Genomic DNA, 20,083 nt, shown 5'->3' with positions numbered 1-20,083 from the left:
AATAGTATATAACTTACTATATGGGGCGTTACTCCCCATTTGCCAAGGCAAGCTCTGCACGCATGGCATCGATTGCTGCTTTATAATCTTCTTGATTAAATATCGCTGAACCGGCGACGAACATATCAGCACCTGCTTCAGCAATGGCGCGGATATTACTGGCTTTGATACCGCCATCTACTTCTAATCTAATATCACGACCGCTAGTAATGATACGCTGACGTACTTGGCGAACCTTTTCTAGCGTCCCTTCAATAAATGACTGACCACCGTAGCCAGGATTGACACTCATCAGTAGGACCTGATCCACTTTATCCATGACATAGTCTAAATAATGCAATGGTGTTGCTGGATTCAATACCAAACCACACTCAGCGCCGCCATCTTTAATCAACTGTAAAGAACGATCGATATGCGAGCTTGCTTCCGGATGAAATGTGATGATGCTGGCACCTGCCTCCAAGAACTGCTCAATCATACTATCAACAGGGCTAACCATTAGATGCACGTCAATTGGTGCATTAATCCCATAATCACGCAGTGCTTTACAAATCATGCTACCAAACGTCAAATTGGGTACATAATGGTTGTCCATCACATCAAAATGGATGACATCAGCACCAGACGCCAATACACGTTCTACCTCTTCGCCTAATTTGGCAAAGTCAGCAGATAATATAGAAGGGGCGATTAGATACGGCTTAGAGGGACTGATCATAATTGAGCTACCTAATGGATATTTGACTAAGGATTTAATATATAGATGTATGCATAGCACGAATAATACGTATGTCTATTATAACGGATAATCAGAGTCTATAATGGGTACTGAGTATCGATATTATAGCTACGCTCAGCACATGCAGACAATTAGCGCGGTTTATATTGGGTTTTGCAATAAGCACGACCTACCGTAAAACCTCGCATCGCTTCATGCTTGGTAGCGCGATTGCTCACACGTTGACGCCATAAGCGAAACGAGGACGGTTTTAGCACCTGACGCATAAGTGTAATGACGCCGGACTCATTGAGACCATAGCTATGCTCTATCGCCTCAAACGGTGTCCTGTCCTCCCATGCCATTTCTATCACGCGCGACACTTGTAACTCATCGAGGGCATGAACAGTCATATCATTGATAGAAGCGGCGATAACTGGGCTTGATTTGACTGCATGATTTTGAGGATTATTTAAATTGGTACTGGTAAGGTCTCGCTGTTTATTCTTTAAAGCAGCATCCATATCCGCTTGCATGGTGGCAAGCGTAGCTTTAGTAGCAACAGAATTATCCTCTACTGATGGAGTATCGACAGTAACGGTACTTAAGTCTTGATAACTTGCCATAGGTATGACCTTTTAAATCTGAAACACTATAACGAACAATATGAGAGCAAATTTTAGCTAAGCTGTGCCATACGCCAGTGATGCTCAATATGGTCATTGATCACTGTTTGAATAAAATAATAGCTATGGTCGTGACCAGCTTGATAGCGCAATGTTAATGGCTGCTTGGCCTTTGTACAGGCTTGTTGTAACTTTGAGGTTTGTAATTGACCATCGGCTAAAAATTCGTCGGCAGCGCCTTGGTCAACCAAGATGCTTGAGTATTGCTGACCGACTTGTTCAATCATCTGAGAAGCGTCTGCTTGCGCCCACAAGCTCTTGTCATCACCAAAATACTCTGTATAAGCTGCTTGACCCCATGCCGACTCACTAGCGGCGCACACAGGTGATAAAGCTGACACACTGACAAACTTGCTTGGGAATTTAAAGCCTAATAATAAGGCACCGTGACCGCCCATCGAGTGACCCGTGATACCAATACTATGAATCGGAAATTCTGAGCGTAATAAATCATATAGCTCATCAACGATATAACTTTGCATATTGAAATGTTCAGCCCAAGGTGCTTGCGTCGCATCGACATAGTAGCTTGCGCCTTGACCAACAAAATAACGCTCATCATTTGCTACCTCATTACCTTCACTACTTCTAGGAGAGGTATCTGGCGCGATAAATATCATACCAAGTTCGCTACATTTTTGTTGAAAATGCGCTTTGTGTGTCACATTATCCGCATTACAAGTGAGACCTGATAAATATAAAATCGCCGGACAACGCTGCCCTGCTAGTGCCTCATCAGGCAGATAAATACTAAAGGTCATCGGCGTCTTGGTAGCCGCTGATTGATGACTGTAATAACGCTGCTCACCATCAAAACAGCGATTGACACTTTTTTGCGTAAGCTGGGTGCTGGCTGAGAGACTGTGGTTATAAGAATTATTCATAAGCATTATCCTTTTTAGCTAAGATAAAATAGTTGAAAACAGAGGCTTATTTAAAAAAGCATCTGATTAAAAATGGGATAAAAATCAGTTCGCTGTGTTCTTATCATCTACAACTGAGTCTGCGCCCGTATCCGGTGAAATATTGATAGTCGTTGTCGCATTCGAAGTACCTGTAATGCTAGCAAGCGGCGGTCGTGTTTTATCAAATAACACTTGCTCAAATGCTGGCAACGCCGTTTCCATCAAACTACCGATCACCATTTGCGGCTCTGATGGCTCAAAACCCATATAAAGCTCACGCTCTTTTACTCGATAAGCGGCGTCTTTAAAGGCAGCAGAAAAACTGGTGTTTTCTCTTAAGCTTTCAGCAAAAAATGCTTGCCCAAAATAGGTCATCTCAGCACTATTGGTACAGCCAAATGACATCTTGTCTGTTGCCGAAGCGGTAATCACCACTGTCGTCGGTGACGCCAATTCATCAATAAAAGAACCTGAATAACAAGCCGATACCACGATGACCCGCCAGCGAATACCTGAGGCATCTAACGACTCTCGCAGCCATGTCGCATCCAGATTATCCATCGCAAGGGGCGGATTAGATAAATGGATAAAATCCTGATCGCCATGCGATGATAGTGTCATAAACAGCACGTCTTCATCAGCGTTCATCTGCTGACCAATTCTTTTTAAGCCGCGTAAAATACTGGTTTTGGTGGCAATTGGCTCATCTAGCCAAGTGTAGTTATTATTAATCAGTGTCAATGAATGCCCGCTAGTACCAAAACGCACATCAAACAGCTCACGTACTTTATTAATCTCAGAGCGGAAGACGTTTTGATCAGAGAATCCCGCCACACCCATAAAGTACCAATCACTTTTGCCCGGTATACTAGGATCTATACGAGCCAGCGCCTCTTGTAATAAACGCGGCTGCTCATATAAGGCGGCTTCTTCTAATACTGGCTCTACGGGTATCTGCTTAAATATGGGCTGGTCAGCGACGTTACGCTGCCATATCGTCAATAGTGCAACAGCACCGATGATGACGATGATCCGCTCCCACCACGGTATACGCAGGCGACGAGAAAATATCCATAACAATGCCAAGGTCTGCCATAAAAACAGCACCAAAAATAGCGTTGGTAAAAACGAATAACTCCAATCGGGCAACCAGCTATAGCTACCTAAAAACTGTACTAAGCTTTGTAATAGAGCAGATAAAGTATCAGCAACCAACCACAGTACGACAGGCACAAAAACCAGTGCTTGATTGCCTGCGCGCCGTGCCAGAATAATGCCGCCAAGCAGAATAATCATCGGCCATATGAGATAGCTTACCAATCCTTGCTCATTGAATATACTGCCGTCTGGAGCGGCTAACCAAGAAAATAGGACGTTACTACCCAAAGCCAATAGCGCAAATACAGCGAACTGAACAAAGGTAGGTTTAACCCAAGAGAATGCCCGTGTTGAGCCTACTAGCATCCACAAGGTTGCAATAATATTGGCAGCGAAATTGAGCGAAAAGCGCTGCAGTGAGACGGTTTTTAACGACGCAAGTGACAAAGACTTAGACCTCTAGCCAGTCGAGAGAAATAAAACAAATCAATGATAAAATATTTTGATATCCATGCCGTTTACTGTCTTTCATTTAATTTTTTTACATGGCATAGGGATATCAATTTTATATTTAATTCACTATGAAATGAATATAAGAGACGGATAGCGCACATTAATATTATTGACTAATATTTTAGCTCGCTAATCTATCGCGATTGTAACGGATTGTTGGTCAAGAGCATAAGGCTGAATTGTAAAATTCGCTTAAAAACCCATCAAAAAAGGAGGTCTTAAATTTAAGACCTCCTTTTTTATCAAAACCTTCTATCAAACCTTGAACATTATCTCATTAATAACTCATTAACACGTCTGAGATAAGCGGCTGGATCATCTAACTGACCGCCATCTGCTAGTAATGCTTGGTCAAAAATAACTTGCGCCAATTTATCAAAATCTTCGGCTGACTGCTCGCTACTTTCAAGCTTTTTAATGAGTGGATGATCAGGGTTAACCTCAAGTGTCGGCTTGCTTTCTGGCACATCTTGACCCATTTGCTTAAGCATCTGAATCATTTGTGGTGATAACTCACCTTCCCCAACGACTAAGCAAGCAGGACTATCAACCAAACGCGTCGATACTTTAACGTCTTTGGCACGTTCGCCTAACGCCGTTTTTAGCTTATCAACGACTGGCTTCATGGTTTCTTGCGCTTTTTCAGCTTCAGCTTTTTCAGCTTCGTCTTGCAAGTCGCCCAAATCAACTGCACCTTTAGCGATGTTTTGTAGCGGTGTCTCATCAAATGAGGTCAAGAAATTCATCGCCCACTCATCAACACGGCTGGTCATCAAGATAACTTCGATGCCTTTCTTTTTGAATAGCTCAAGTTGTGGGCTATTTTTAGCAGCCGCTAGATTGTCAGCCGTTAGATAATAAATGGCTTTTTGACCGTCTTTCATACGTGCTTTGTAGTCTTCAAAGCTGGTCGTCACACTATCCTGAGTACTGGTTGCATAACGCAACAATTTGGCAATACGTTCTTGATTGCCCATGTCTTCGCCAACGCCTTCTTTGATAACATCACCAAATTCAGCGTAGAACTGCGCGAATTTTTCTTGCTTATCACTGTCTTCACTGTTGGCTAGACTGGCAAGCAAAGTCAAAATACGACGCGCGTTACCATCGCGGATAGACTTCACATCACGCGACTCTTGTAATAGCTCGCGGCTCACGTTCAATGGCAAGTCTGCTGAATCGATGACACCTTTAACGAAACGCAGGTACATTGGCAACAGCTGCTCTGCCTCGTCCATAATAAAGACGCGCTTAACATAAAGCTTTAGACCATGCTGCTGCTCACGAGTGTACAAATCTACAGGGGCTTTTTTAGGAATATACAATAGCTGAGTATACTGAACACGACCTTCGACACGGTTATGCGTCCATGCTAGTGGCGCGTCCATGTCATAGGTGATATTTTTATAAAAATCGATATACTCTTCATCTTCAATCTCAGAGGCTGAACGTGTCCATAAGGCACTGGCTTTATTGATAGTTTCCCATTCGTCTGTTAAGACCATTTGACCATTGGCAGGCGTGTCGCTTCCTTCTTCAACCTCATCTTCTTGCCAAACTTCTTTACGCATCTGAATCGGCAAGCTGATATGGTCTGAGTATTTATTAACCAACTGCTTAATTTTTCCCCGGTCTAAATAGCTGTCTTCACCCTCACTATATTGCTCTTTTAAATGCAAAGTAATGGCGGTGCCACGCGTCGCTTTCGTGATCGGCTCAACGGTAAAGCTACCCGTACCATCTGATACCCAGCGTACGCCTTTATCCGCAGGTTCGCCAGCTTTGCGGGTTTCAACACTGATCGTATCGGCAACGATAAAGCCCGAATAAAAGCCAACCCCGAATTGACCAATCAACTGACCATCTTGCTTCTGTGATTCAGACAGCTTGTCTAAAAATGCTTTAGTGCCAGATTTGGCAATTGTGCCTAAGTTTTCGATGGCATCGGCTTCATTCATCCCGATACCGTTGTCGGTAAAGGTGATGGTTTTGGCGTCTTCATCGACAGCGATACGAATTTTTAGCTCACCATCGTCTTCATAAAGGCTGTCATCATTGGTCGCTTCAAAACGCAATTTATCACAGGCATCAGAGGCGTTTGAAACCAGCTCACGCACAAAGATATCAGAATTAGAGTAAAGCGAATGCGTCACTAAATGCAATAATTGAGCTACTTCTGCTTCAAAGGTATGTTTTTTTAATTCTGGGCTACTTTCATTAGCGGCACTGTCATTAGCAGTGTCTTTATTAACATTAATATCATCAACAATGTCATCAACATTTTTATTGTCTGTTGGGTTCTGTTCACTCATAAAAAACTCCTTCAATTTATGTTAAAAACTTATTATAAGATAGCAGTACTCAAACGAAACTTACTCAATGAATATTAGATAGCTTACGTTTTGAACACTGCTAAGCTGTTTATACTAATAGGGGCGCGGGAGAAAATTTCAAGCGTAAAAGCTTGATTCAATAAAAAACACCGCCCTAGTTTCCTGAGGCGGTGTCATTGTAATGATATTTAGCTGATTAACTGCTTATGTATAAATTTTATCCATTATAAGCAGCTAGGCAAGTGACGAGCAGGATCCGAATCACGGGCTGCCATTGCATATTCAACCGTTAAGCCTAATGCTTTGGCAACGCCTTCGCCATAAGCGGCATCACACCAGTTACAGTTGCGAATGTGGCGATACTGAATAAAGTCCGGCACACCCGCCATATTGTTCGCTGTGTTTTCAAATAGCACTTGTTGTTGCTCAGCACTCATCAAATTAAACAACGCTCTCGGTTGACTGAAATAATCGCTATCGTCTTCACGGAAATCATAATGCGCCGCATAGCCGTCAATTTTTAATGGTGGCTCAGCATAATCAGGCTGCTCTTGCCACTGGCTAAAGCTGTTTGGTTCATAATGCGGGCGACTGCCATAGTTATCATCGACACGTCCTTGACCATCACGATGATTGCTCATCACAGGGCAACGCGGCTTATTCACCGGAATTTGCTGATGATTGACACCAACACGATAACGCTGAGCATCGGCATAGTTAACCAAGCGATTTTGTAGCATTTTATCCGGTGAAACGCTGATACCCGGTACTAAATTACTTGGGGCAAATGCTGCTTGTTCCACATCGACAAAGTAGTTGTCAGAGTTTTTGTTTAATTCAAACTCACCCACTTCGATCAGTGGGTAATCCCCTTTTGGCCATACTTTGGTCAAGTCAAACGGATGATAAGGAACGGTATCAGACTCAGCTTCTGGCATGATTTGCACATACATTTTCCACTTTGGAAAGTCACCATTTTCGATGGCATCGTACAAGTCTTTTTGATGACTTTCACGATCCGAACCAACGACTTCCGCCGCTTCTGCATCAGTTAAGTTCTTGATGCCTTGTTGCGTGCGGAAATGGAATTTGACCCAAAAACGCTCATTGGCGGTGTTCCAAAAACTATACGTGTGCGAGCCAAAACCATGCATATTTCTATACGATGCTGGCAGACCGCGATCACTCATAACGATGGTAACTTGATGTAATGCTTCAGGTAATAAAGTCCAAAAGTCCCAATTGTTGGTCGCCGAACGCATATTGGTACGTGGATCACGTTTGACGGCTTTGTTTAGGTCTGGGAATTTGCGCGGATCACGTAAGAAGAACACAGGCGTATTATTACCCACCATGTCCCAATTACCTTCTTCGGTGTAGAATTTCAAAGCAAAGCCGCGAATGTCACGCTCGGCATCAGCCGCGCCGCGCTCACCTGCGACGGTACTAAAGCGCGCGAACATTTCAGTTTGCTTACCCACTTCGCTAAAAATATCCGCACGGGTATATTTAGTGATGTCATTGGTTACGGTAAAAGTACCAAATGCGCCTGAGCCTTTAGCGTGCATGCGGCGCTCTGGAATCACTTCACGGGCAAAGTTGCCTAGCTTTTCATTTAGCCAGATATCTTGTGCTAATAATGGACCACGCTTGCCTGCAGTGAGACTGTTTTGATTGTCTGCAACTGGTGCGCCGTTGCTCATCGTCAATTGGGTCGGGGCGTAAGGACATTTTTTATCGCTGCTATTATTACTGTTGTTGTCGCTCATAATCATATTCCTTTGGATAGCAAATGGATGAAAGTACAAAACCTATTCTGAATAAGCCTCTAATAACATATCCAGAATAGTTGTAAATGTTTCTGAAAAACGGCTATTTTTATTCATAGTAACCTGTAAACACAGTAATCTTGCCTCGTTAGACACCATTACAACCGATTAGCATTGATTTGTATAATTAATTAATTACATGCTTTCGTTTTGTTTTTCATAATTACTCAAAATATTGTCTAACTCATCCAAATGCTTTTCATTCATAGAGCGATCTCAAACAATGACTACCTATTGGATACATCTTTGCATTAGCGCGGCATGGGACGAATAGTCAGAATTTGCTCACTACGACCAAAAGGTCCTTGCGTATCATGTAATATCGCGCTGCTAATCCCTATGCCATCAGCACCGTATTGCTGCACGGCCTCGATTCCAAGCCAGCGACCTTGCGGCGCGCGGTGCATATGAATTTGCAAATCAGTATTGGGGAACATCCATTCCAGTTTTGCCATCCCCAGTCCAAGCCTTGGTACAACCCCATTGGCAGTATCGGCCATGCCCAATAAATGCACCATGTCTTGGGTAGGCATACCCTCTACCATGTCGATATCATTGGTCATCCATACCATACCTTTACCAGGACGGCGATCAGGTTCAGCTACCAAACGTACGCTTTCAATGAAACCGCCGGGCCAGCCTTTCATACCATCCCAATCGGGTAACGCTTCAGGCTTATGTATGGATTTTTGATCTTCAAGCCCTGCAATGGCACTGGTATCTTGAGTAATCAAGCGCCATGCACGCGCAATGATGGCATCGCGACCACGACTGCTCATCACTGCTTCGATAAGCTCAATAGTCCTACCCGGACGGATACAGCGCGTGGTGACGGTAAAGTCATCAAGCGGTATCAGCCCTAAAATATCCAAGCTGATACGAGCAATGCGCATATTTTCTTGTGGTATAAAACTTTGTAATTCAGCAGTGAGCAAGCCGGTGGCTGGCGCCATATGTTGCTCATGCTCGTTCCAAGCGCCTTGCGCATGCTTCGTTGGCTGATAATAAGCAACACTACTACCATCTGCTTGCTGCTCACGTTTTATAAAAGTGTAATAAGCTGACATGAATGTCCTCGAATTCTTTTCAAAATAGATTGATTAGGTATAAAAGAAAGGTAGGCTTTCTTTGTTTAGCGCATAAGGGCTTGTTTTCGCACCGTCAGCAGCGTGCGACTTTTAGCCATTACAAATAGAAAGAAAGCCATAATGGCGATAAGCGCGCCATATAACAGACTGTAATCTCTCATAAACTGGGTTGTATTTAACATCAGCATTCCTATCAGGATGACAATCGTAAACGTATTAATTTTTAATTGTTTATTGATCTCATCAAGGCTAGCTTCTGCCAAGACAAATCTTTTTTTCTGCTGTTTCATTTTATGTTACCTATCTGGCGCTATATACAAAGCCTGCTTATTTTATTTGCCAACTTGCGTCATTGGAATTCGTAAAGCTTTTGGCAAGCTAAAGGTGACATTTTCTTCAATACCCAACAGCTCACTTGGCAAATCGCCGCCCCAATCTTGCAGCTGCTGTAGTACCTCTTGAATCAATACTTCAGGCGCTGAAGCACCCGCAGTCACGCCCACACTTTGTATCCCATCGAACCAGCTCTTATTCATTTCAGTGGCATTATCAATCAAATACGCGCGGCAATTCATGCGCTCTGCCAATTCACGTAAACGATTTGAGTTTGATGAGTTTGGTGAGCCAACGACCAAGACCACCTCACAGCGACCCGCTAAATCCTTGACCGCATCTTGACGATTTTGAGTGGCATAACAGATATCGTCTTTACGTGGACCTTGAATGCTTGGGAACTTTTCTCTCAATGCATCAATAACGCGCGCGGTATCGTCCATCGATAAGGTCGTTTGGGTCACAAATGCTAAGCGCTCAGCATTCTGTACGCTCAAGGCTTCAACATCGCTCTCGTTTTCAACCAGATGAATCTGTCCGCCATGACGATGGTTAAAGCGTCCCATAGTGCCTTCTACTTCAGGATGTCCCGCATGTCCAATCAATACCGCATCCATACCATCCTGCGCAAATTTAGCGACTTCGATATGTACTTTAGTGACCAAAGGACAAGTGGCATCAAACACCGTCAAATCACGACGTTCTGCTTCATCTTCTACAGCTTTTGAAACCCCGTGAGCGGAAAAAATAACAATAGAGCCGTCTGGCACTTCATGTAGCTCTTCCACAAAAACAGCACCGCGATTGGCCAAGTCGGATACCACGAACTTGTTATGTACCACTTCATGACGAACATAAATGGGTGGCTCAAAACGTAACAGTGCTTCGTTGACAATCGCAATCGCGCGATCCACACCAGCACAAAATCCACGTGGATTGGCAAGATAAATTTGCATAAGAAGACCTATCATTAGATAATTTATATAAAAGCCTAGGCTTAAAGCTTAAGCCACCGAAACTTTTATTCAAAAGTTGGGATAAAAACGATACCCTACTTTAGCATAATTTGCTTTTAAAGCAGTTTATAATGAGGCATCGATTACTACTTTTGTCACCATACATGATGGTGTTTTTTATTTTTACCAGCCTTTTATATTAATTCGAATACTTTTATTTATTTATCAAGACACAATTCACTAGGACACACTGTATGACAGGTTCATTATTTATTATCACTGCCGCTTCTGGCACAGGCAAGACCTCCTTGGTTAAGCAGCTACTTGCCACCACCAATGACTTGACTGTCAGTGTTTCACACACCACTCGTGAGCCGCGCCCAGGCGAGATTGACGGTCATCATTATCATTTTACTGACGTTGATAAGTTTGTGACAGCCATCAGTGAAAGTCAGTTTTTAGAACATGCCGAAGTATTTGGCAATTATTATGGCACCTCAGAGCAAAGTGTACGCGCGCAACTAGACGCTGGTGTCGATGTAATTTTGGAGATTGATTGGCAAGGCGCGCTGCAAGTCAAAAAGATCTTTACCGATGCCATCATGATTTTTATTTTACCGCCAAGTATCGCCACTTTACGTCAACGCTTATCAACGCGTGGACAGGACAGTATGGAGGTGATAGAGCAGCGTTTGGCTGGTGCTGTTAATGAGATGGCGCAGTACGTCAATTTTGACTATGTCATTATTAATGACAGTTTTGAGGTTGCTTTAACTGAGCTTAAAGCAATTATCGTTGCCGATAGACAGACTCTAAAGCGTCAACAGCAGCGTTATCAGCGCACGATTACCAATCTACTTAACAATACAGTAGACGAGTAAATGTGGCGTTGATTTGCCTTAATGCTTCATCTTGAAAATAGTTATCAGCAGACAAGCAAAAAGCAATTACGCCTGCAAGCAAAAAAATGCTATAATGTCTAGCTATCCCCTTTTATATTTTTGATATTATTTTTATTGAGTGGCGCGCCATGCTCGCAACCAGTAAAAACAACCGAGGTAGCTATTTATGGCACGAGTGACGATTGAAGATTGTTTGGATAATGTTGATAATCGCTTTGAGCTGGTTCTAGTCGCAAGCAAGCGCGCACGTCAGTTGGCTAAAGGCATTGCAGAGCCGTTGGTTGATGTTGATAACGACAAGCCAACAGTATTGGCATTACGTGAAATCGCTGCTGGTAAAATTACCCGTGATATTTTAAATCAGCCAGAGCATAACTTTGCTACTAGCTCGTTAGATTTAGCATTGTCAGGCGATCATAGCTTCTAGTAAATTACCGTACAAAGTATGAATTTAGCAAGCATACGAGTATTGACTGACGATAGAGACCACAGCATAGGCTGTGGTTTTTTGGTTGTAATGATACTGGCTTTACTGTTTTAGTAGCCGTTTGGCTTTTAAAACCTAACCTTAAGTAAGAATTCTCCAGTTTTTACATTAGCTTATTGCTTAGCGGTTGACATTGGCGACGATTTACGATTAATTAGAGGGTAGTCTGCCCATTTTTCAGCTTTATTCTTAAGCTCTATATCAATAGCTCAGCACTTATTCAGCCATTCTTTACCTTGCTAAATCATCATTTAAGCAGGTAAAAGAACATAGGATCGTGACTTTATGATTCAAAACTTGCCCAAACTCAGTCATCCGTTAGTTGATGACGCTCAATATAATCTGCTGCGTTCAGTAGGTTACCTCACAGGCGCTGAACGCCGTGATATTGTTGATGCCTGTGAGTTCGGTGATGTTGCGCATATTAAAGACAAGCGCAAGTCAGGTGAGCCTTATATCACGCATCCAATTGCGGTCGCTGAGATACTAGCCGGCTTTCGCTTAGATCGAGATACCATCATTGCGGCAATTTTGCATGATACGGTTGAAGATACGGAAGTGAGCGATGAGCAGATAGAGCAGCGTTATGGCAAAGTGGTTTCTAGGCTGGTCGATGGTGTGACCAAATTAAAATCATCGACGCATAATAAACAAGAAAATAAAGCGGCGACCTTTCATAAAATCCTGACGGCTACCCTCGCAGACCCACGTGTATTGATTATCAAGCTTGCTGACCGCTTACATAATATGTCGACACTAGATGCGGTACGTCCTGAAAAACAACGTACCACCGCGCAAGAAACTTTAGACTTTTATGTGCCCTTTGCACGGCTCATGGGTCTCAACGATATTGCTGATTATATTGAGGTACTTTGTTATCGCAATCTTAACTCTGAGATGTATAACAAGATCTCTGATAAATTGCTACAACATGGGCTTGGGCGCAATTTTCAGAGAGAAGCCATTCATCGTTATTTAAGTATTGTCCTCAATAATCTTGATCTTGATGGCATGGTTAAAGTCTTAGACAATCGCGTGGTTATCTTCCGGCAATTTTTCCGAAATCGCGGTGAGATTAATGCACTGCTACGCCATTACGCGTTTGAGATTGTGCTAGATAATATCGAAGCTTGTGACAAACTTGCCTACTATCTCATTAAAAAATATCAAATTGCGGACAGTCATATCGCGGACAATATCCGCAGACCTTTACCTGGCGGCAATCAATCACTGACGCTTATCTACGAGCGCGATAATGATTTTGTTAAAGTAACGATTTTGACTAAGCAGATGCAAAGTGCCGCAAGGCTTGGGGTTATTGGTGCAGAGCATGCCTCTGATGTCAGTCAATCAGTCATTCAGGCGTCATTACGCAATATGAAAGATTTGGTCGATGAGGACTGTTTAAACGAAGGCAACCCTGATTTTGCCGCCGCAGTATCGACTATTAATGAGCTGATGGATTACCTGCATTCTAGTAAAATCATCTGTTATAGCCCGCAAGGTCGCGCTTATGAGTTGCCACAAGGTGCGACTGCGCTAGACTTTGCTTATGCTGTTGGGCCGATGGTTGGCAATGTCGCGGTTGGCGCTAATATTGATAAAAAACATGCCAAGCTTGGGACGGTAGTCAAAAATGGACAGTTAGTAGAAATCGAGGTTAATAGCCATTCTGAGCCAAAAGCAGAATGGCTTGGGTTTGTGGTTACTAATAAAGCCCGTGTAGAGATTTTGCGTTGGTTCAAAGATTTATCGGCGGCTGATAAGCAGCACCATGGTAGACAAGCACTAGATCGCGCACTGAAAACTTATCAAAAAAGCTTGGACGATCTAACCGATAGTGACTGGAAGAATCTAACAGAATGGCGTGGACTGACTGAGAAATCAGCGCTATTTGAGCAAATAAGCTCCGGTACGTTGTTACCGCAACTCGTGGTCACGCGTTTGTTTAGCGATGAAGTCTGTGATATCCAATCGCAAGAACGTATCGATGACATGACCCAACCACAGCAACTGATCGTCAATGCTTCAGGCGTTGAGCTTGATTTTGCCAATTGTTGCCATCCGATTTATGGTGATCCTATCGTTGGACATTTATCCCGTCATGGTCTGGTCGTGCATCGACATAAGTGCTTTTCACTAGACGATATTCGTAAAGACAATCCCTATCAAGTCATCCAATTACGTTGGCGCAATGATAAGGCGATCAAGCAAAGTGACTCAGAAGATCACGATAATAAAATTCGTTTTCCTGCTTATTTAAAACTGTCTATAGCACTGAGCGACGAGCAAATCAGTAAAGTTATTTATAATCTGCGGCAGTTAAATATAGGGGTTGAAAAGGTCGACGTACGTAGCAATGATACTATCATTCATATTGTGGTTCGTAGTCGCAATCACTTAGCCCAAGGTATTCGTGAACTACGCTCCTTACTTGGTTTCCCCAATATTATGCGTTTATATCAACTATAAATACTTTTATCATCATAACTGTTAAAATATATGCCTTTTAAATTATCTCTTAACACATAGATGATTTTGAAATGTGTAAAACTTTTAATCGTGCTAAACACTTCTACTAACTTTTAGAAAATAGCTTTAGCACATCAAACACCAAAAAAATATGATAAGGATATATCATGACACGTCAAACCATCCAAACGGATAAAGCACCTGCAGCCGTTGGCACTTACTCACAAGCGGTAAAAGTTGGCAATACTGTTTATATTTCAGGTCAGCTAGGTTTTGACCCTATCACCATGGAATTAAAAGAAGGGTTTGATGCACAAGCGAAGCAAGTATTTGAAAACATCAAAGCCATCTGTGAAGCTGCTGGTGGCAGCTTAAATGACGTGGTCAAATTCAATGTATCGTTAACTGATTTAAATGATTTTGCAGCATTAAACGAAGTATTTATGGCCAATTTGACTGAACCTTATCCTGCCCGCGCAGCGGTGCAAGTAGCGGCATTGCCTAAAGGTGGCGTGGTCGAAATTGAGTCTATTCTCTATATTGAATAAGTTAGATATTCAATACTGCTTGAATAACAATATTTCATATTGAATCACCATAAGCTTAGCCTCATGCTAAGCTTATTCATCTCTCCCTCTTTATTTTTATTTCATATTGACTTAATCAAACTGCGAAGCCTTTTTATGTTGGTACAAGTTGCTCTGCCCGTGCCCCTTTATCGGGTATTTGACTATAGCCTACCGTCCGATATAAGTGCTTTGCCAAATGCTTCGCCAAACAATAGCTCAATACAACTGCCGAAAATTGGCAGTCGTGTTGAGGTGTCTTTTGGTCGTCAGAATTTAATCGGAATCGTGGTTGCTCATATTGCTCAAGCGGATACCAGCGTACCACTCAATAAGCTGAAACCCATTAATAAGTGTTTAGATGCTGAGTCTATTTTAGATAACAGTATGCTAAAGCTCGCCTATTGGCTTGCTCGTTATTATCATTATCCGCTTGGTGAGGTGTTAGCGGTCATCTTGCCCACCTTGGTTCGTCAAGGTAAACCGCTAGATTTACTCATTACCCATTGGCGAATTCTGCCACATATCACTGATGACGACTTTCGTGCTAACGCCAAAAAGCAAAAGCAGCAGTTTGATATGCTAAAGCTACATGGTCAACATGGTGCAAGTGAAGATGTACTACTATTAGAAGGTATGGCGCGTGCTTTTTTAAAAACACTAGAAGATAAGGGTTTGATTGAGCGCTATATTCAACCAAAACAAGTACCTACTCCTGTTAAATTGGCAAAAATGCCCCTTGATCTTAATGAGGAGCAACAGCTTGCCGTTGCAGCGATTGTTGCTGCACATGAATCCAAATGCTACACGGGCTTTTTATTAAATGGCATCACTGGTAGTGGCAAGACTGAAGTCTATCTACAAGCCATGCAAGCAGTATTGGAGGCTGGCAAGCAAGTGCTTATTTTAGTGCCTGAGATTGGGTTAACGCCACAGACGCGTGCGCGTTTTGCCAGTCGCTTCGCTGCGCATATCGTCTTGCTACATTCAGGTATGAATAACACCCATCGATTGCAAGGTTGGCAAGATTGCCGTACGGGTCACGCACAAATCATTATCGGTACGCGTTCGGCAGTACTATATCCGTTTGCAGATTTAGGCTTAATTGTCGTTGATGAAGCGCATGATGGCTCCTATAAACAGCAGGATACCTTGCGCTATCATGCTGCTGATGTCGCACTTTATCGAGGATTTCAAGCCAAAATACCAGTCGTCCTTGGTACGGCTACCCCTTCTCTTGAACATTTAAAATTAGTCGATGAGGGCAAGCTAGTAGAGTGTCAATTATCGACGCGCCCTGGCAATGCTAAACCTGCGCCCATGCAGCTGATTGATGCGCGCTTGCAAAGTACTCATCAGCAAACGCAAGATGATGGCGCGCGCTATGATACCGGACTGACGGATGCGCTTATCGGCGCCATAAGGCAAACCCTAGAAGCTGGCGATCAAGTTTTGATATTTTTAAACCGTCGCGGCTATGCGCCTGTTTTATTATGCGAGGCATGTGGTTGGCAGGCAGATTGTCCGCGCTGCGACGCGCATTTAACCGTTCATTATAATAATCAAGCCCAGCGTAGCAATTATTCCAGCAACTCTTATTTAAAATGCCATCATTGTGATTGGCAAGCCTATATTCCGACTGTATGCCCTGATTGTGGCAGTCAAAATCTAGATGCCAAAGGGATGGGAACAACAAGGCTAAGCGAAAATTTGCACGCTATCTTTGCCAATCCGCAAACCAGTAAAGCGCTTTATCCCATTATTCAAATTGATCGTGATACCACTAGGCGTAAAGACAGCTGGGAAAATATCTATCAGCGTATTAATGAAGGCAATCCTGCCATATTGGTCGGTACGCAAATGGTTGCCAAAGGTCATCATTTTCCCAATGTCACGCTCGTTTGCTTACCCAACGCTGATCGTGGCTTTTTGTCTGCAGACTTTCGTTCGCCAGAGCATACTGCCCAATTGATGATCCAAGTAGCAGGGCGTGCAGGACGCGGGGATAAATCAGGACGGGTATTGATTCAAACGCTGCAACCGGACAATGCGTTATTATTAAAATTGGTGAAAGATGGTTATTTGTCTTTTGCTCGTGAGCTGTTGCAAGAGCGTAAAACAATGGGACTGCCCCCTCATAGTCATGCTGCGCTGATACGCTGCGAAGGTAAAACCCTTGCTGCCACCACACAAGCACTCAAAGATGCCATTGCCGTTCTGCCAACAGGGCACAATTTAGCCGTTCTTGGTCCTATCGATGCGCCCATGAGTAAAAAGAACAGTCGCTATCATGCCCAGCTTTTGCTATTGGCCAAGGATCGGCAGCAACTGCATCATGTTTTAAATCATTGGTGGCAACCCGTCCTTACCCTACCGAGCGCTAAATATCTTAAGCTTACTTTAGATATTGATCCTGTCGGCTGGTAATGAGAATTTGCGAGTTATTGCTAGCATAATCATTTGTCGCATTACTCCTTTATCTTTACTTCGTCAGTACAGTTTCTAATATTTGACTATGATAAATTTACAGTAATAAGTTGATCATTGTTCTCAAAAATCACTCTATCTTATGTAGAGTGAATATTGAGCATCAAATCCATTATCAGCAAAATTGAGTATTGTTATGAATCCAGACCATCCAAACTCTAAAAAAAATGACCATGCTCATCAGAGCATACCAGCTGATACGCATGGACACATTAAGGAAGGTGAGGAAAGTAGTGGAAAAAGTAATAATGCTTATAAGAATCAAGACAGCCACGATCATGATGAACATCTAGAGCAAACAGTCGCCACGCGAGATACCAAAGGCTATCAGCGCACTTTACTAATAAGTTTTTTGATTATTACAGGCTACATGTTTGTAGAAGCAATCGGCGGTTGGCTCACTGGCAGTTTGGCATTATTGTCCGATGCCGGTCACATGCTGAGTGACGCGATAGCACTTGGCGCCACCTTAATGGCATTTAAAATTGGAGAAAAAACCGCTACTCATCAAAAAACGTTCGGTTATAAACGCTTTGAGATTTTAGTTGCCTCTGTGAATGGGGCTACACTTGTCATTATTGCGCTAATGATTTTTTATGAGGCCATTAAACGCTTTAATTCGCCACCTGAAATTGCGACCCAAGGCATGCTTATCGTCGCCACTATCGGTATGCTGATCAATATTTTGGTTGCGTGGCTTATGCACCGAGGTAGCCGTAGTGGTGATACTCACGGTCATGATCATGGTGCCAATGAAGGCACAGCAACGGTCAAAACATCGGATGATAAAGAGCCGGTCAATCTCAATATGCAAAGTGCTTATTTACACGTATTAAGTGATTTGATGGGTTCAGTGGCTGCCATTATCGCCGCATTATTAATGATGAGTTTTGGCTGGGTATGGGCAGATGCGGTAGCGTCCGTAATTGTGGCAATACTTATTTTATTTAGTGGCTACCGTGTGGTGCGCGATTCTGTACATATTTTAATGGAAGGGACGCCAGAAGGTATCTCTCTAGTGAATGTCGAAGAAAAACTTCTTGCCCACCCGCAGGTGCAAAAAGTGCATGACCTACATGTTTGGAGTATTACCAGTGGTTTAAACGCCTTATCTTGTCATGTGGTCGTCGATGGTGAAATGAGTATTCATGAGTCCAGTATATTGATTGGCAGTCTAGAACAAAGCCTGCTTGAGCTCGGCATCCATCACGCTACTATTCAGGTAGAAAGTGCGGCACACCCACAAACGAGTACCCATAGCGATGCCCTAGTCTGCAATATCTCAGAGCGACCAGCAGAGAATAACCATATCGGGCACAATCATTAAAATAGTTTGTCATTGAAAAAGTCTGGTTTAAAAAAAGCTACCAGTCATCTAGACGTCATTAATTATTTAAATATCGTCAATTGTTAATGACGTCTAATGAAATCATAAAAACAACACAGTATAAGCCACAATAACCATACGGCAATGCTTATCCAAACACCCAATCCCACTCCTAGCAAAGTCATGCGAATCCAAAAATCCAAGTCACCATTCATGATATGAGGCAAATAAGCGGGTCCCATATTCGATGCCATTATTAGCCAAAGTCCAATTATAAGTGCCAATCCTGCACCTATAATTCTTAATATTATCTTTCCAATATTTTTTAATAAGCTAAGGCGATTAAGTATAGCAAGCTTATTTTCTAGAGTATTATTCATAAGTCTTCTCTTTCTATTTTTTCATTTAAGCCATATTTAATGCCCTATCTTGCGATTAATAGTAATCAAATATAGCAAAATGAAATATCTCCATACCGCATATACCAATATCACACTGACTTTTATCAATGTAATCACATGTTAAAAATGATGAGAAATTTAGCCTCACTGTCATATTTTTAATATAAATTCTGTATACTGAAAATTGAAACGCCACATTTGCCACCAATGGATGACCTTCTGCTATGTCTAGACGCTCAGCGCCATTCGTCGCCCCAAGCTATATCGATGACCCGATTTCAAAGGATGGCAAAAAACACGCCAAAGTTTTATTATCCACGCTGCAAGAAGACATTGCTCGCTTTCGAGACGTACAGTTTCCACCTGATATCTTACGTCAAATTCGTGACATGCCTATCTATGAAGGTAACTTAGCAGAAGTCCAAGCCTATCAGCAACGTTGGCACAATTTGCTTGAACGCGCCATGGCGTTTTATCCTGCTGCCAATCTGCCGCCTGACTATTTGCCACTGCCTGCCAGCCTTGAGATACCGCAGTTTATATATCATGTGCAGCGCCTACATCTGACCAAAACCCATGCAAAAGAATCCAAGAGTTTCGGCTCGGTCGGGGCACTTACGGATAAATGCGGCGATTATAGTGCTGATGACATTGCACGTATGACTGCTGCGTTTGATAAGGATGAGGAGACGCGTTTGGTCGCGCACCGTGAGTTTATTGATTTGCGTGCTTATGTATTTTGCCGAGATAATAAGGGTGAGATGCTAGAGCCTGAACGGGTACGGTTTTATCGAACGGGACTTATTGTCCATGCCCTGCCCGATTTTAAAATCGTAGACAGTCGACAGACACCACGCAAGCGCCGTAACGATGCTTATAACAATCCGCTGGCAGATAATGGCGTGTGGAAAATTTATCGTAAAAAATAACGATCATCAAGCCATAGTTGATTCATTTTAAAAACGATACAGTGCTATTGGTT

17 protein-coding genes are annotated in these 20,083 nt (G+C 42.8%); 7 read left to right on the top strand and 10 right to left on the bottom strand.

Annotated elements, in window-relative coordinates; translation table 11 throughout:
* Positions 1–28: 28 nt before the first annotated feature.
* From rpe to ispH, 9 genes are all read right to left on the bottom strand, one after another.
* Positions 29–718, bottom strand: a complete 690-nt coding sequence (rpe, locus tag FQ082_RS03675; RefSeq protein ID WP_149492081.1) for a ribulose-phosphate 3-epimerase — start codon at positions 716–718, stop codon at positions 29–31.
* 152 nt (positions 719–870) lie between these two features.
* Entirely contained in the window at positions 871–1,131 is a 261-nt protein-coding gene (locus FQ082_RS13065; protein ID WP_223145341.1) for a TIGR03643 family protein, read from the bottom strand.
* 266 nt (positions 1,132–1,397) lie between these two features.
* A complete protein-coding gene (fghA, locus tag FQ082_RS03665) occupies positions 1,398–2,288 on the bottom strand; it encodes an S-formylglutathione hydrolase (RefSeq protein WP_149492079.1) in 891 nt (296 codons plus the stop codon).
* 84 nt (positions 2,289–2,372) lie between these two features.
* Positions 2,373–3,854, bottom strand: coding sequence for a C13 family peptidase (locus FQ082_RS03660; protein ID WP_149492078.1), 1,482 nt, complete (start codon positions 3,852–3,854; stop codon positions 2,373–2,375).
* Positions 3,855–4,189: 335 nt separating this feature from the next.
* Positions 4,190–6,232 (bottom strand): molecular chaperone HtpG, encoded by a 2,043-nt coding sequence (htpG, locus tag FQ082_RS03655; RefSeq protein ID WP_149492077.1) that lies wholly within the window; start codon positions 6,230–6,232, stop codon positions 4,190–4,192.
* A gap of 245 nt (positions 6,233–6,477) precedes the next feature.
* Complete coding sequence (locus tag FQ082_RS03650; RefSeq protein WP_149492076.1) at positions 6,478–8,022, bottom strand: catalase; 1,545 nt, start codon at positions 8,020–8,022, stop codon at positions 6,478–6,480.
* 311 nt (positions 8,023–8,333) lie between these two features.
* On the bottom strand, positions 8,334–9,149 hold the full coding sequence (locus FQ082_RS03645; protein WP_149492075.1) for a thioesterase family protein: 816 nt from the start codon (positions 9,147–9,149) through the stop codon (positions 8,334–8,336).
* 65 nt (positions 9,150–9,214) lie between these two features.
* Positions 9,215–9,460, bottom strand: coding sequence for a hypothetical protein (locus FQ082_RS03640; RefSeq protein ID WP_149492074.1), 246 nt, complete (start codon positions 9,458–9,460; stop codon positions 9,215–9,217).
* Positions 9,461–9,502: 42 nt separating this feature from the next.
* Positions 9,503–10,459: a 4-hydroxy-3-methylbut-2-enyl diphosphate reductase gene (gene ispH, locus FQ082_RS03635; RefSeq protein WP_149492073.1), complete on the bottom strand. Its 957-nt coding sequence runs from the start codon at positions 10,457–10,459 to the stop codon at positions 9,503–9,505.
* Positions 10,460–10,713: 254 nt separating this feature from the next.
* Between ispH and gmk the strand changes: the two genes are divergently transcribed.
* The 6 genes from gmk (at position 10,714) to FQ082_RS03605 (ending at position 18,700) form a co-directional block, all read left to right on the top strand.
* Positions 10,714–11,340 carry a guanylate kinase gene (gene gmk / locus FQ082_RS03630; protein WP_020444168.1) on the top strand — a complete coding sequence of 209 codons (627 nt, stop codon included), beginning with the start codon at positions 10,714–10,716 and terminating at the stop codon, positions 11,338–11,340.
* A 187-nt stretch (positions 11,341–11,527) separates the two neighbouring features.
* The gene (gene rpoZ / locus FQ082_RS03625) at positions 11,528–11,788 is read left to right on the top strand and encodes a DNA-directed RNA polymerase subunit omega (RefSeq protein WP_011280985.1); all 261 of its coding nucleotides are present in this window, start codon (positions 11,528–11,530) and stop codon (positions 11,786–11,788) included.
* Positions 11,789–12,133: 345 nt separating this feature from the next.
* On the top strand, positions 12,134–14,320 hold the full coding sequence (locus FQ082_RS03620) for a RelA/SpoT family protein (protein ID WP_020444169.1): 2,187 nt from the start codon (positions 12,134–12,136) through the stop codon (positions 14,318–14,320).
* 167 nt (positions 14,321–14,487) lie between these two features.
* Positions 14,488–14,868 carry a RidA family protein gene (locus FQ082_RS03615; RefSeq protein ID WP_011514323.1) on the top strand — a complete coding sequence of 127 codons (381 nt, stop codon included), beginning with the start codon at positions 14,488–14,490 and terminating at the stop codon, positions 14,866–14,868.
* Positions 14,869–15,003: 135 nt separating this feature from the next.
* Positions 15,004–17,313, top strand: a complete 2,310-nt coding sequence (locus FQ082_RS03610) for a primosomal protein N' (RefSeq protein ID WP_410477376.1) — start codon at positions 15,004–15,006, stop codon at positions 17,311–17,313.
* Between the two features lie 196 nt (positions 17,314–17,509).
* Positions 17,510–18,700 (top strand): cation diffusion facilitator family transporter, encoded by a 1,191-nt coding sequence (locus FQ082_RS03605; protein WP_149492071.1) that lies wholly within the window; start codon positions 17,510–17,512, stop codon positions 18,698–18,700.
* An 83-nt stretch (positions 18,701–18,783) separates the two neighbouring features.
* On the opposite strand, the gene FQ082_RS03600 is transcribed toward FQ082_RS03605, so the two are convergent.
* Positions 18,784–19,080 carry a hypothetical protein gene (locus tag FQ082_RS03600; protein WP_149492070.1) on the bottom strand — a complete coding sequence of 99 codons (297 nt, stop codon included), beginning with the start codon at positions 19,078–19,080 and terminating at the stop codon, positions 18,784–18,786.
* 245 nt (positions 19,081–19,325) lie between these two features.
* On the opposite strand from FQ082_RS03600, the gene FQ082_RS03595 reads away from it, so the two are divergent.
* Entirely contained in the window at positions 19,326–20,030 is a 705-nt protein-coding gene (locus FQ082_RS03595) for a hypothetical protein (RefSeq protein WP_149492069.1), read from the top strand.
* The last annotated feature ends 53 nt before the right edge of the window (positions 20,031–20,083 follow it).

It is taken from the genome of Psychrobacter sp. ANT_H56B, assembly GCF_008369245.1.
Lineage (GTDB): Bacteria > Pseudomonadota > Gammaproteobacteria > Pseudomonadales > Moraxellaceae > Psychrobacter > Psychrobacter cryohalolentis.
This window is presented reverse-complemented; position numbering and strand designations above follow the sequence as displayed.